Genomic DNA, 15,101 nt, shown 5'->3' with positions numbered 1-15,101 from the left:
ATCTCATTTCCAATTAGGGTTGACCTATTGAAAATGAAATACCTTGGATAAGACCACAGAATCCTAGGAATGGAACAGCTAGAAGGGGTATCCGATAGCGAAATGGTAACCCATGCCGTCCTTGAATTTTGGGATATTGTAATAGCCTTTCTTTCCGGTATCGTAAGGGAGGTGCAGACCGATACCCACGTCGAAACGGATGACGATAAAGGTGAGGTCGTAACGCAGGCCGAAGCCGGTTCCTAAGGCTAGATCCTTGAGGAAGCTACCCCATTTCAGTTGTCCGCCGGGACGATCCGGATCGTTTCGGATCAACCAGATGTTGCCGCTGTCGAGGAAGGTAGCCCCGTGGAGGTCGCCAAGGATCGGGAAGCGGTATTCGAGGTTGGCCTCGAATTTAAGATCACCCGTACGGTCGATGTAAGCGTATTTATTGTTGTCGCTGTTCTGGTAGTAGCGTCCGGGACCGATGCTGCGGATCGTAAAAGCACGGATGCTATTCGCTCCGCCGATGTAGAATTGCTCGTTATAAGGGGAGGTACGGGCGTTGCCGTAGCTATAAATAGCGCCGGCCATTAATCGGCCTACGAGATATTGCTTATGCCCGAGGGCGTAATTATAACGTATCTCGGCGGTTCCCTTGATGAATTGGGCGAAGGGGTTGCCGAGTAATTCCTTATCCTCTTTATTGAATTTCTTCCCGGCTAACGCATAAATCCCATCCAAGACAAGGCCCGCTTGGGTAACGGATGCCTGCCACCAAAGATGGTTCCGGCGACTGGTAATCGGGGAATCATCATAGGTATAGGTATAGTTCATGGCCGGGATGAATTGATTTTGCAAACTCTTTTTTAGGGCCTTATTCACGTTGGTAATGCTGTCGAACTCGTGCGTGGTATGCTGGAGCAAGTTGAACGTCAGCTTGAAAGGGGTGATGGAATGATGAGACGTGGCGGTAGGCTGGAACTCATACGAGGCGTCACCACCGAATGCCAGCAACTTGAAGAAACGGGCCCGGTTCATCTGGTCCGCATAGAGGCGGAAGGTGGTGCTGGCCGGGAAATTCATGTCCCGTTTGCTGAATGTAGGGAACAATACCCGTGGGAAAGTCAGCGTGGTAGTCAAGCCTAACTCATAACTGTTGATCTTGGAGTTGCTACCATCCAGCTTGTTGCCGGTCTGCCATTCGTAAGAGCCGCGGAGTTTCACGCCGAAGGTCTCGCCCCCTCCGAAGACATTCCGTTTGGTCACGCTGAAAATGGCGCCCGGACCCACTTGGTCGTTGCTCTTGGCGGTAACGTTCAACTCGAGCTCGCCGTCCAATGGAAGATCGTAGACCGTATTGATCCGCAGATCCAGCGTATCTTGACGGCGCATGGTATCACGGGGGGAATATTGCAACTCGGCATAACGGAAGATACCCAAGCGGGAGAGGGCCGTTTGCGTCCGTTCCTGCGCCCGCTGGTTATAAAGTTCCCCCGGCTTGAAATATAAACGGTTGTAAATGACCGAGGGGCGAACCCTTAGCTTACCCTCATAATGGATCGTAAGGTCCTTATAGCGGATCGAGTCCGTGGGAGTCTCATTCTGATAGCCGTTTAGCCAGACGGATATATCCCCGAGTTTCCAAGGACGGAGGGCCGAGGGGGGCAGGCTTTCCTTCGGGGCCACCCGTAAGGCCACTTTCCCGGGGTTCAACAAGGTATCCGCTTGATAGGTGATGAAATCGGGACGGAAATAGTAATATCCGTTGTTACGGAGCAAGGACGAGATGCGTTCCCGCTCGGCTTGCAATTGGACGACATTGAAATTCTCTCCTTTGTGGAGGATACGATCGCCGATCGTGGCATCGATCAATGAGTCGGCACGGTGACGGATATGGACGTATTGGATGCTGTCCAGCGTATACGGATCGTTCATGGTGACACTGTATTCCAGCTTCGCCTTCCGGGGATTCTTGGGATCGGGTATGACCTCGAAAGAAGTCTCTCCGTTGAAATAACCGTACTCGTTCAATAGGTTCCGGGCTACCTTGACGCGGACATCCGGGTTCACGGTGGTGATCAGCACCGGTTTCGACGCCAGTTTGTTGAAGATCCACTTGCCGACCTTCCCTTTCTTGTTCACGAAAGCGTTGTAGACCCACAGGCCGAAAGGAAAAGGCACCCGGATCGAGGAGCTTCCCAGCAAGGCGTTGTTGGGGGGATAGGCTAGGGCGGCCTCGACCTCTTCCAAGGCGGCTTCGCCGGGTTTGGTCTTATCCTCGTTCTTCACCTCTATTTTCTTGATACCGGTATATAGGACCGCTCCCTCGGGAAGGTTCTTCGTGGTGGAGCAAGAGGAGAGAAGAAGTACGGATAGGAGGATGCTCCCGGTGGCGACGTGCCATCCCCCGCTCGGGTTAGACGCTCTCCCTCGCCCGAGGGAGACATCCTCCCCTGCCCGAGGGAGACACTCTCCCCTGCCCGAGGGAGACATCCTCCCCCGCCCGAGGGAGTCGTCCCGCCTAAAATATGTTAAAATGTTTTTCATTCCTTTTCATCATTTATGGGTTTCACTTTCGTTTTCTTGAAGTTGAATAACTCCCTGAGGTGCATCATTTTCTTGCGGAGCACGATACCGGCCCCGGTCTCCGTGATCTCGCCTTCCAGCAGGCTTTCGTAGTTCTTGTCGTGGAAGAGCTTGACGTATCGGGAACCGCTGCTGTCCAGCCGGTATTCTACGGATACGTTGTCGATGAACGGCTGCGCCTGCCCGTTGTTAATGTTCTCGCCGGTAGAGATACGGCCGCCTAGAACCACACGGATACGGTCATTATAGAATCGCTTGGCGAAGCGGAAGGAGTAGTCGGTACGAGTACCGCCTCCGGCGTCGCCATTATCGTCGTATGTCTCCATGCCGAAACTGATATCCACGGACTTCAAGGCGCTTCCGGCGATGTTGTTGATCTCGCTTTGCAAGAAGCTGGTCAAGGCGTCTCCCATATTCATGTTCACCTTGCCGCTGCCGCCACCGCCGCCGAGGTACATACCGGTCACGAGCATGCTGACAGCCAGCTTCGCCCGTTCCTCCGGACCTTTCGAGGTTAGTTCCTCTTGCATCGCCATGTCTTCCGGGGCGGTGAGGGTAAATTGCAACCCAAGGTTCTCCAGTTGTTGGGTCAGTTCGATGCCTACGTCGAAATTCACCAAGCGGGGCGATGATTGCCCGGTTAGGGTGACGGACGTACGGACTCGCTCGGTAGCCGTAAGGTTCAAGGTCGGGTCCATGGGGTTGCCCGTCCATTGCACGTAGCTACCCTCCTGTACGTTGAACTCCTTCAGCGGGATCACCGGGATGGAGTACTTGATGGTTCCGCCCGTCAGCGTGTAGCGTCCGTTCAAGAACATATCGCCTTGCGGGGTATACTGGAAGGAAAGGTCGCCGCCACCCTCCAAATTGATATGGTTGGACTGGTCGGGACTTAAATCCACGTTCGCTTGTACGGCGGGATCGATGTGGATCGTCATCAACATGTCCATGCCTCCCATCGGCAACGGGGGCTTACGAGGCATGCGCCGACGTAAGGTATCCGTGAAAGAGGTGAAGGTTACCATATCCGACATACGGTCTTGCACGGTCAGCGGGGAGTCTTTCAGCACGTAGGTGATATTCGTGCCGCCCAATAATTGCAAGTCCCCTCGCATGGTCAAGGCATCCAACGGCCCGCGTACGGTAGAATTCAGGTTGACGAACAGCTTTCCGTAGACAAGGCTTTCCTCGTTTTTCTTAACGTTCAGCAGTTGCAAGTTATTCGCCGTTAGTTTAAGATTGGCGGTCATGCGGGATAAATCGTTGAAATCCACTTCTCCGTTGATGATAAACGGATTCTTGTTGTATGCGTAAATACCATATTGGTTGAACAAGATTCGGTTGTTCTTTATCTCTATCTTCTTATCGTCGAAACGGAAGGTAGAACCTGCGGCGCCTACATAAACGGAGGCGGTATCGAGAATCAGATATCCCTCGGCCATGGGTTTATCGCTTTGTCCGCTGATAGCGAGCGTACCATCGAGGTCTCCGCCCATTTTCGCCATATCATCCGGGATGAACGGGTTGGCGATATCCAAGGGGAAGTGCATGAACTCGATATTACCGCTGATATGGTCTGTCTCGCCCATCTGGTATAAGGCGGTAATGGCACTCACCTCTTTCCGGTCCCGGAAAAGGTGCATATCCACTTGATGGTTCCCCTGCTCTAAAGGTAGATAGACAGCGTTGAACATGAGTTCGCCGACCCGCTCGTTCTCATAATACAGATCATCAATGTTCATATCCGCTACGACCATGAAGGCCGAGTCGGAAGGAGCGTACTGGAAATCGGCGTTCAATATACCTTTCATCGGCGGGATATAACTGAATGCGTTGGAGATAACCCCAAGGTCGATCTGGTTCAACTCGGCGTGGACTTCCTCCATCTCGTCACTTTCCGCTTGGGAGTGTATCCAGAGGGCGGCGTTATTATCTCCGCTGAGTCGTAGGTTCGCCTCGATATCCTTCATGCTGCGTACCACGACGTAATTATCCGGATTCAGCTTGAAAGGGCGGAACGCTATGATCGGGTCATCGGGGAAGAGATGGAACTTGACCCCGTTCTGTATCTTATCGGCCCGGATTCCGAGCAACAAGCCGGTCTCGCCTTTCCCGTCTTTGAAATAAAGGCGGGCGTCGCCGAAGCCATAACGTATTTGCCCGTCCAGCCCGGCGCTGAAAGGTTGTTGCTGCCTGTATTTATTCTTGATCACTTGGGCGCTATAGAGTAATCCGAGCGAATCTTGGTGCATCTCCGCCCGGATGGTATCGATCTGCATCGTATCCCGTGCCAGATCATAAATGGAGGCATCCATGCGTATACCCGTTTCCGGTGAGGTATAGGCGTTCATGGCGATGCTCTTGAAATCTACGTAATAGGTTTGGAGATAGTTGTAGATCGGATTGTCCTGTCCTGCCCGTACCTCGAGGTACATATCGGGGAGGAGCGGGCGAAGGATCTCCAGATTGACTGTCGAGTCCCGTTCCAATTGGAGGGTGATATCGTTCGATACCTTAGTCAACTTATCCGTGATGTGGTGTATACAATCATTACCCGTGAGGATGATCCCTAAATCCCCGGCGTGGAAAGACACACGGGTGGTATCGATATCCGTCCGGGCATGCAAGGTCAGCGTTTTCGGCTTGAAACTTTGTTTCGGGGTGACGACCTCCCAGTTTCCTAACGTAACGTCGATCGTGTTATCTTCATCCAGATTACTTTCTGCCTCGGCGAAGAGCTGAAAAGAGGTGGCGAAGGGATTTGCCATCAGGTGCATGCCGTATAGATCCGCGTTCTCCACGTCCGCTATCAGCATCGCCTTCACCTCGTGCTTGTGGAGGGTCGCGTTTAAGGAGACATCCATTTTCGCCAACGGGTATTTGCTAAGCAGATCCACTTTCAGTAAGTTCTTTTCCAGAGAGCCATCGATGGATATGTCTGATACCGATGAGGCGCCGTAGCGTATATCCGATATCTTACCGTCCAGTTTGGCCCATGTACGTTCAGAGAAAGGGTCTGTGCCCCGGCCTTCTGCTTTAACAGAGGCGGTCAGCCAAAATAGAGAGTCTTTGGGCATGAAATGGGTAGGTTCCAGACTGTCTATCCGTAAATTAGCCTCATAAGCCAGTTGCACCGGATTATAGCGGGCGGTCAGACCTACTTTGCCTTTATCTTGGGTAAGAACAAGCTCGGTGCGGTATTCTTGATTTGCGACTGTAGCTTCCCCCTTCAACTGCATTCCTGCCGGAATGGCAAATTGATCCCGTTGGGAGGCGGGAAGCATCGCCAGCAAAAAGTCCAGATTACCGGATCGAGCCTTTAACTGAATCTCACCGGTTCGCCGGATGCTATCCGTCACGGACTCCATGCTACCCGTGACGTTCATCTGAAACGCTCCCGGCAGCATGATATCGCCTTGTGTGATACGTATACTGGAGAGGTTGCCTTCTACGCCAGCCGTAATAGCGAGAGGCTTGTCCGGATAGGCTTTCTTGAAATCCTCCGGAAGAGAACCTGCCGCTATCAATAAATCCTCTTTCCCCAACGAGGCGTTTAACAGGGCTTTCATGCTACCTTGTGGGTGGTCCTCGAGGGAGCTCCAAGGGATAGTCGCTGTCAATCTCACTTCGGAATTTGGTGTCTGGAGAAGTAGGTCCGGTACGTCTATCTGTTCATGGTCACTCCGGACATTTCCTGCTAATGCCGAAACCTTAAGGCCGGAACGTTCTTCCACGAAGAATTCCTTGATGTGGGCGTTTATTTCTTTTCCTTGATATAAGATGGAATCGATAGAGGTGTTTAGGTTCGTTAAACTAATATGGGAGAAATCGAGTCCTTGCTCGGGTGCCGCGTAATTCCCGTCATAAGAGAATGTAGAATTCGTTATGTCAAAGTTTCTCGCCTTATATTGTTCCGCTCCAAGATCTACGAGGCCGTTATTTAGCCCGGCTTTATTTACGAAAGCCGTAAGGCGTAAGGAATCCGAGGGCATTTGTAGGGCGAAGGCTACCCGGTCCAAACTAATTTTATCCAGCTTGAGTACCCAATTCAGAGGTGTGGAAGTCGTGTCTTCTTTCGAGGTTGAATCATTTAATAGAAGGGTAATGGCGGTATCGGATAAATCTACGGTATTAAATGTAGCTTTCTCCTCGGACAGGTCTATACGATCGGCGTGCAGGTAAAGCTTTCCCAAGAATCCTTTGATTTCCATACCTTCAATCATAGTCCCGGTGTTAACCTTTACGTTCCGGAGGTCGATCGCCTCTACCAATACTTGCTTCCGCAAAAGAGGAAGGGCACGAACCCGTACCGTCAAGCTCTGTAAACTCAACAAGGTATCGGCGGGAGGATTTACGACCTCGACACCCTTAACCGTAAGGTCTAACGGGAAAGATAGCCTAATCTGCTCGATCCCGATCTGCATACCAGTCGCTTTTCCCGCGTATTCGGTCGCTTTCCGTACCGCGAAGTTTTGGAAAGGAGGTATATATAGTAATATAGAGAGTAACAATACCAATGCGATCGGTATTAGGCATATCACTCCTATCCGTTTAATCCATACTCTCATGTTGATACGTTTCTCTTTTTCTTATTTGTTTATTTGCCTGTTTTTATGACGATCGCTCCGTTTGCGCCTCTTACCCCGTATTCACCGGCGTCTTTCAATACTTTTAATTCCGAGACATCTTCGACGGGAATCGTGTTTAGAACAGATAGGTCCATCGGTATACCGTCTACCACTACTAGCGGGTCACTAGGACTGTTTAGGGAAACGCTCGCACGGATACGTACGGAACCATCGGCGAATGTTATGCCACTCATCCTTCGTAGCAAGCAATAGAGATCCCGGCATCCGGTTTTCTGTATCTCTTCTTTATTCATAACGCTTGAGCTTACTATTTTGTTTCGTTCCCTTTCCATAATTTCTTTCAGGGCCTCATCCGGTTCAAAACTACGCTTTGCGTTGAATGTGCTATTCTCTAAAGTAATGGTTATATAATTGTATCCGTTGACCGGGACTTTGACTACATTTCTTGTTTTCTTAATAGTGACGAACAAGGTATCATTCAGGTTAGCCCCCGGGATGGTGAATACGCCATGTTTGTTCGTTTTCACGGTGATCGGATTCTGACTGCCTAGCGTGACCGGATAGCGTTTGATTATTTTATCGCTGATGTCACGCAATACACCGACTAAAGTATCATTCTGTGCCAAAAGTATTTGACTGCTGAATGATAAGATGATGATTGAAAGATAATGTATTGTTTTCATAGCTCAATCTTTTTAGCTGAACATAACACAAAGATAATATAATATTTCTTAAAGGCAGAGTTTTAGGGCAAATTCGTAATAGGTATTATTTTTACGTTTCTATGTGGTCTCATTTGTCGCTAAAATGAGATTACTATAAATGGAAATCATTACATTTGCCAAAATAAAATGAACGGTATGGAATTAGATTTAGCCTATTTGTGTAAGGAGGTTCGAGAAATAGCTCGTGCTTCTGCGACATTCTTAAAAGAAGAACGCCGAAAGTTTGACCGGAACTTAGTGGAGGAAAAAAGTGCTCATAACTATGTATCTTATGTGGATAAAGAATCGGAACGACAGATCATAGAGGCTTTGTCTACTTTGCTACCCGAGGCTGGTTTTATTGCGGAGGAAGGTTCTGGAAGTTTGACCGATGAGGAATATTGTTGGGTAATTGATCCATTGGACGGTACTTCAAACTATATTCATGATATTGCGCCTTATTGCGTGAGTATCGCTTTAAGAAATCGGAAGGAGTTATTGTTAGGAGTAGTCTATGAGGTGTGTAGGGACGAGTGTTTCTATGCCGTGAAAGGCGGTAAGGCTTACTTGGATGGGAATGAGATACATGTATCGGATGTCTCAGTACTGGATAACGCTTTCATTGCGTTGGGTTTCCCTTATAACTCTGATGATTATCGTCCGGTAGCCGCTCATTTGGTTGATAGGTTGTATGGTTTTGCGGGAGGTACCCGTTTGATGGGATCTGCCGCCGCTGAACTGTGTTATGTGGCAGCAGGACGTTTTGATGCCCGTATAGAGGCCTTTTTAGGCCCTTGGGACGTAGCTGTTGGTGCCTTGATTTTATTGCAGGCCGGAGGAAAAATATCGGATTTCAATGGAGGAGAGAACTGGGCTTCGGGTGAACAGGTAGTTGCCAGCAATGGCAAGGTTCATTCTCTTGTGTTGTCTTTGTTGCCCTAATACTAGAGTAATCCTGCGTATTCTAGTGCTTCTGTGTGTATTTAAAAGGTAAAAGAGTTTAAACTTACTTCTTATTTGCGGGGTGTTTGATCCGTTTTGATTTTCAAAACAGATGGAGGAATGCAAATACCCGTAAATCCTCGTGTGTGTCTAATTCAGTAAAAATCAAGACTTTTAGGATTAGAGATTTTACTTACATTTGTGGAAAATAAAAATGTTACAGAGTATGAAAAACAATCTATACGTCTTTTTTCTGTTCTTTATTACTGGACTAATGTCATGTAGCCATCACTCAGGTCTATATGAACATGCGGAAAAGATAATGTCCCAACATCCCGATAGCGTTTTAACATTGCTATCAACAATACAAGATGTAAATGATCTTTCAGAAAAGGATCGTGCTATGTACTACCTACTTTTGACAGAAGCTCAAAATAAAACTTATGTCAAACCTACTTCAGATTCGTTGATCGCTATTTCTACTCAATATTTTGATAAAACCGAAGATTGGGGAAGAAAAGCGAAGGCTTGGTATTATAGAGGGAGAATAAACCAAGACCTAGGTGATGCTCTTCATGCGCAGGATTATTATTTGAAAGCGTTACGAGAGGAAGATAAGATAGATGATTATGCTCTATTAGGGCGCTTGTGCAATAGTATTAGTATGCTATATACTGATCAACAGGTTTACGAGAAATCTTTAGTTTTTCAAAAAAAGGCTTTAAAATATTTTGAAACTCTACGTGATACAGTAGGGCAGTCTTTTGTTTTGAGAGGATTAGGAAGAGTCTTTTCTGTAATACATAAAAAGGATAGTGCAGTTTTTTATTACGAAAAAGCACTAAGCTTTGGGAACGAAGTTACAAAACGTTCTATATATAATGAGTTAGGTGGAGTCTATTTAGATTTAGGTTTATATTCGAAAGCTTTTGATAATATCCAAATGGCCTTGAGCTATCCTGCGAGTCAAGAACAATTATATCCAATTTATTTAACGCTAGGAGAATTGTATTTGAAAACGTCTCATTTAGATTCAGCGGATTGTTATTTGAAAAAAGGTTTAGTTAGTACAAGGCTGTCTACTAGAGCTGGTGCTTATTATCATTTATCTCAATTGTCTAAAGGTTGTAAGCGATGGGAAGAGTATGTGCTAAGACAATCCAAATATGAAGAATTACGTGATTCTTTAATGCTAATAAGACAAACAGAATCATTTAGAAGAGAGCAAGACTTATTCAATTATCATCAAACAGAGTCAAAACTTTTTCAAACTACGATAGCATTTAATAGAGCTAAAATTAATTTCCTAATAGTAAGCATAGTAGCAATAATACTTGCTATTGTTTTTGGATTGTTTGCCATTTTTGTTTATACTAAGTTTAAGAGGAAGAAAATGAGTATATTAGAACAACGTGAGAAGTTAGCAGAATTGTTGAGAAAACAACATGAAGATAAAATTCTTATAGAAAAGAATGAAGGACTCATCGCCGATTTAGAAAAGAGATTGCATGTATCTTCTATTGCTTATGATGAGAAAGAGAAAGAACTCATTACTTTGAGGAAGCAACGGCTAGAAATTGAAAATCAGAATTTATTGTTTGCTAAAACAGAAAATAAACTTTTAGTGGAGCGTTTTGTGGTTTCTGATATTTATTATCGTTTCCATATAAAAGAAGAGTGGAGACCTAGAGATTGTGATTGGGCTGAATTATTTGATGCTCTAGATAAGACCTATAATAATTTTACTCATAGATTGATGGGGCTTGTTTCAAAATTAACCCCTATAGAGCTGAAAGTTAGTTGTTTAGTGAAGTCAAATGTTCCTCCTGCTACTATTGCAATGTTAATAGTAACGACACCTACTAATGTGTCAATGATACGTAAGCGGCTTTATGAAAAAATATATACAACGGATAAAGGTTCTTCTGAGAAATTTGATAAATTTATTCGAGATTTTTAAGGATGTGCATAATTTGTGCAATAAAGTAATGCAGATTTGTGAAAAATGAATCATATGTTTGCTTCACAATTTATAAACATCAGATTATGAAAATTAAGAGACTTACTTTAATTGCATTATTATTTGCATTGTGTTTGATTCATCCTTTATTCGGTGACACTATCCCTACAGAAGGTCGTTGGGATGATGAGTATTATCGTTCCGTTGATACAAATCGTCCTCCAGTAGTATCAATCGAAGGAGACATCCTTTCCTTGAGCTTTGAAGATGCTTTATCAAACTTGACCGTATGTGTTATGAATGATAAAGGAGTGAAAGTCTATGAAGATGTTGTTTCTTCAGAGGCAGGTGGAACTTATTCTTTCTCTTTAGCGGGAGAAGCAAATGGCCAGTATCAGGTTGTGTTGTTACATCGGTTGGGACACTTGACCGGTAGCTTTACCTTGGAATAAAAAATTAAGAGGTTTTGTAAGAAGAAAGAGCTGTTAAGCTTCTCGGTAAAATGGGAAGCACAGCTCTTTTTTATTTGGACAACTGTACCAAATACGAATCTTTACTTGAAAACGTATCTATGTACATGTTTTACCGCTAAACGTATCATTAATCAGCCGGGAGTCATTCTGTTTATTGTATATTTCTTGAAAATAGACTCCATTGTAGGCTGCTTTACTATCCATAGAAATTGCGATTAGTATTAATAGAAATTCAAAATACTATGGATACTAATCGGAGCTTGGATAGATACGATTTTATTGTATGTTGATTATTAGGTGTATAGGTAATAGTTTGGAAATATTAGACTTATTGTGCTTTTTAAGAGATCAAATTTGGTGTGGTTGGGCTATTTTTATTTCCAAATGGTGTTATTTCATGACTATATTATAACTTGAAAAATTCATAGTTATGAAATTCACAACTCATAACTATGTTTTGAAAAAAACATAACTATGAAATTTTATAGGATTTAGCTGTTAAAATCAATATGGATTTCCCCCTTGTCTAAGAAATGACAGGACAATACTATTATATATGCCGTTTATTCTGTATTTTTGCCAGAAAAATTAGCAGACATGGCTGAAAGCAAAGTTGAACACCTATTGGATAGCATTCATTTTCCGGAAGACCTGAGACATTTGTCACAGGATAAGTTGGAGCAGGTATGTGCCGATTTGCGTCAATATATTATCGATGTTTTGTCTGAGAATCCCGGTCACCTAGGTGCAAGCCTTGGTACGGTAGAGCTGACAGTCGCTCTTCATTATGTATTCAATACCCCCTATGACCGTATTGTCTGGGATGTCGGGCATCAAGCTTACGGACATAAAATACTTACAGGAAGGAAAGATATTTTCCATACGCTCCGTAAGTTTAAAGGAATTAGCGGCTTCCCTAATCCTGCGGAAAGCGAGTATGACGCTTTTATCGCCGGACACGCCTCAAATTCAATCTCTGCGGCGATGGGTATGTCGGTAGCCTCGGCCTTGAAGAAGGAGCTGGATCGCCATGTGATCGCCGTGATCGGGGATGGCGCTATGACCGGAGGACTCGCCTTCGAGGGGTTGAATAATGCGTCTGCCAACCCTAATAATTTGTTGATTATCCTGAATGATAACGATATGGCGATAGATCATAGCGTAGGTGGTCTTAGCCAGTATTTAGTGGATATAACGACGAGTCAAGCCTATAATAAAATGAGATACGATGTGTATCGAGGCTTAAAGAAGATCAAGCTCATCAATAACGATCGCCGGGAAAACATCTTACGTTTTAACAATAGCCTTAAAGCATTGCTTACCCAGCAACATAATTTATTTGAAGGCTTCAGCATCCGTTACTTCGGTCCGGTGGATGGGCATGATGTAAATTATCTGGTGAAGGTATTGAATGATATAAAAGATATGCAAGGCCCTAAGCTGTTGCACATCAAAACGAAAAAAGGAAAAGGCTTTAAACCTGCGGAAGAGTCCGCTACGGAATGGCATGCTCCCGGAAAATTCAATAAGGAAACCGGCCAGCGTATAATCGTCCGTAAATTAGATGAACCTCAATTATATCAAGACGTATTCGGTCATACATTGGTAGAGCTTGCGGAGAAAGATGAGCGTATTGTAGGCGTAACTCCGGCTATGCCTTCCGGTTGCTCGATGACTTATATGATGAAAGCCTTCCCGGATCGTGCGTTTGATGTGGGAATTGCGGAAGGACATTCCGTAACTTTCTCTGCCGGATTAGCTAAGGAGGGAATGATACCTTTCTGCAACGTGTATTCTTCGTTTATGCAGCGTGCGTATGATATGGTTATCCATGATGTAGCTTTGCAAAAACTACATATGGTGATCTGTCTGGATCGTGCGGGATTAGTGGGAGAGGATGGAGCTACACATCATGGCGTGTTTGATTTAGCATATCTTCGTCCGATACCGAATTTGGTAATCGCTTCCCCATTGAATGAGTTGGATTTACGGAATTTGATGTATACAGGCTATGCCGCTTTTGATGGCCCGTTTGTAATCCGTTACCCTAGAGGTAAGGGGGAGATGAAAGATTGGCGTAACGAGATGCAAGTATTGCCTATAGGAAAAGGGAAAAAGTTGCGTGACGGGGATGATATCGCCGTACTTTCTATCGGACCGATCGGAAACGAGGTGATCAAAGCCATCGAGATGGTGAAAGAAGAGGGGGTATCGATAGCCCACTACGATATGATCTACTTGAAACCGTTGGATGAGGAGCTGTTGCATGAGATCGGGCAGAAATATAACCGTATTATTACGGTAGAGAATGGAGTGATAAAAGGAGGTTTTGGTAGCGCTGTCCTTGAGTTTATGGCAGACAATGGCTATACGCCTCATGTAAAGCGTATCGGAGTGCCGGATGCGTTTATCGAGCATGGTTCTATACCGGAACTGTATCAATTATGTGGTATGGATGCCGAGAGCATTGCGAAACAGTTGAAAAAGGAGAATTGATTATTGTCAATTAATAAAATATGAAAATTGTCATAGCCGGTGCGGGAGAAGTAGGTACACATTTAGCGAAAATGTTATCTCAAGAGAATCAGGACATCATTTTGATGGATCCGAATGAGGAACGGCTGAATTTCTCAAAATCTAGCATGGAGATTCTCCCTATGGTCGGGAATCCGACCTCGCTTAGAGATTTGGAGGAGGCGGGGATCAAGAAAGCGGACTTGTTCGTAAGTGTTACTCCCGAGGAGACTACCAATGTGACGGCTTGTATGTTGGCTCATAATCTAGGAGCGCATCGTACGTTGGCCCGAATCAATAATTACGAATATTTATTGCCTAAAAATAAAGAGCTGTTCGAGAAACTGGGAATCAACTCGATGATTTACCCTGAGATGTTGGCGGCTAAGGAGATCGTGACAGCTGTACGCCGTCCGTGGACACGCCAATATTGGGAGCTGTTTGGTGGAGCTTTAATTCTGATAGGTGTTAAAGTTCGGGATAATTCCCGTTTGGTGAATCGGGTATTGGCCGAATTGCTAAATGAGCAGAAGCTATATCATATCGTCGCTATTAAGCGAAAGAACGAGACGATAATCCCCCGTGGTACGGACCGGATAGAGTCTGGTGACATCGTGTTCTTTACGACGACCCGATCTCATATAGAGGATGTGCGCTTACTGGCCGGAAAGAAAGATCCGGAAGTAAAGAAGGTTATTATTATGGGAGGAAGCCGTATCGCTATCCGTGCTTGCCAATATTTACCGAATAACATCCGGGTAAAAGTAATTGAGGCTAATAAAGAGAAAAGTCATCGAATCGCTGAGGTCGTGCCAAGTAATGTCTTGATTATAAACGGAGACGGCCGTGATACTGATTTGTTGATGCAAGAAGGCATCAAGGATGCGCAGACTTTTATAGCTTTGACGGAAAACTCCAGCACGAATATATTGGCATGTCTGGCCGCTAAGCGTTTAGGTGTGTTTAAGACAATCGCTAAGATTGAGAATATTGATTATATCCAATTGGCGGAAAGTATGGACATCGGTTCGGTTATCAACAAAAAGCTGATAGCGGCCAGCCATATCTATCAATTTCTTCTGGATGCGGATGTCTCTAACGTGAAATGTTTGACCTTTGCGAATGCGGATGTGGCGGAGTTGGTGGCTCGACCGGATTCAAAGATTACCAAGAAACAAGTCAAGGATCTCCGTCTGCCGAAAGATATGACTCTCGGTGGGTTGATTCGTGACGGTGAACCTATGATGATCAAGGGTGATACTCAGATACAGGCATACGATCATGTTGTCGTATTCTGCTTGGATACGGCTATGCGTAAGCTGGAGGACTACTTTAACTAGTTGATAGT

Annotated in this window: 8 protein-coding genes; 5 read left to right on the top strand and 3 right to left on the bottom strand. The window is 45.3% G+C overall.

Annotation, left to right across the window (positions count from 1 at the left end; translation table 11 throughout):
* Positions 1–78 precede the first annotated feature (78 nt).
* From DW033_RS12580 to DW033_RS12570, 3 genes are read right to left on the bottom strand one after another with little or no spacing between them, the layout of a single operon-like run.
* Positions 79–2,532 (bottom strand): BamA/TamA family outer membrane protein, encoded by a 2,454-nt coding sequence (locus tag DW033_RS12580; protein WP_122382792.1) that lies wholly within the window; start codon positions 2,530–2,532, stop codon positions 79–81.
* Positions 2,529–7,139 (bottom strand): translocation/assembly module TamB domain-containing protein, encoded by a 4,611-nt coding sequence (locus tag DW033_RS12575; protein ID WP_122382791.1) that lies wholly within the window; start codon positions 7,137–7,139, stop codon positions 2,529–2,531. The genes DW033_RS12580 and DW033_RS12575 overlap by 4 nt, the downstream gene beginning before the upstream one ends.
* A gap of 29 nt (positions 7,140–7,168) precedes the next feature.
* The gene (locus DW033_RS12570; RefSeq protein WP_008780639.1) at positions 7,169–7,843 is read right to left on the bottom strand and encodes a TonB-dependent receptor; all 675 of its coding nucleotides are present in this window, start codon (positions 7,841–7,843) and stop codon (positions 7,169–7,171) included.
* Positions 7,844–8,020: 177 nt separating this feature from the next.
* On the opposite strand from DW033_RS12570, the gene DW033_RS12565 reads away from it, so the two are divergent.
* The 5 genes from DW033_RS12565 (at position 8,021) to trkA (ending at position 15,093) form a co-directional block, all read left to right on the top strand.
* Complete coding sequence (locus DW033_RS12565; protein ID WP_122382811.1) at positions 8,021–8,806, top strand: inositol monophosphatase family protein; 786 nt, start codon at positions 8,021–8,023, stop codon at positions 8,804–8,806.
* 226 nt (positions 8,807–9,032) lie between these two features.
* The gene (locus tag DW033_RS12560) at positions 9,033–10,766 is read left to right on the top strand and encodes a tetratricopeptide repeat protein (protein ID WP_122382810.1); all 1,734 of its coding nucleotides are present in this window, start codon (positions 9,033–9,035) and stop codon (positions 10,764–10,766) included.
* A gap of 86 nt (positions 10,767–10,852) precedes the next feature.
* Positions 10,853–11,218 (top strand): DUF3244 domain-containing protein, encoded by a 366-nt coding sequence (locus DW033_RS12555; RefSeq protein WP_122382790.1) that lies wholly within the window; start codon positions 10,853–10,855, stop codon positions 11,216–11,218.
* A 618-nt stretch (positions 11,219–11,836) separates the two neighbouring features.
* The gene (gene dxs, locus DW033_RS12550; RefSeq protein WP_087343518.1) at positions 11,837–13,735 is read left to right on the top strand and encodes a 1-deoxy-D-xylulose-5-phosphate synthase; all 1,899 of its coding nucleotides are present in this window, start codon (positions 11,837–11,839) and stop codon (positions 13,733–13,735) included.
* A gap of 20 nt (positions 13,736–13,755) precedes the next feature.
* The gene (gene trkA, locus DW033_RS12545; RefSeq protein WP_005861043.1) at positions 13,756–15,093 is read left to right on the top strand and encodes a Trk system potassium transporter TrkA; all 1,338 of its coding nucleotides are present in this window, start codon (positions 13,756–13,758) and stop codon (positions 15,091–15,093) included.
* Positions 15,094–15,101 lie beyond the last annotated feature (8 nt).

The organism is Parabacteroides sp. AF39-10AC (assembly GCF_003635405.1).
GTDB classification, from domain to species: domain Bacteria; phylum Bacteroidota; class Bacteroidia; order Bacteroidales; family Tannerellaceae; genus Parabacteroides; species Parabacteroides distasonis.
Note: the sequence above shows the minus strand (reverse complement) of the source record. Positions and strands in the feature narration are given on the sequence as shown.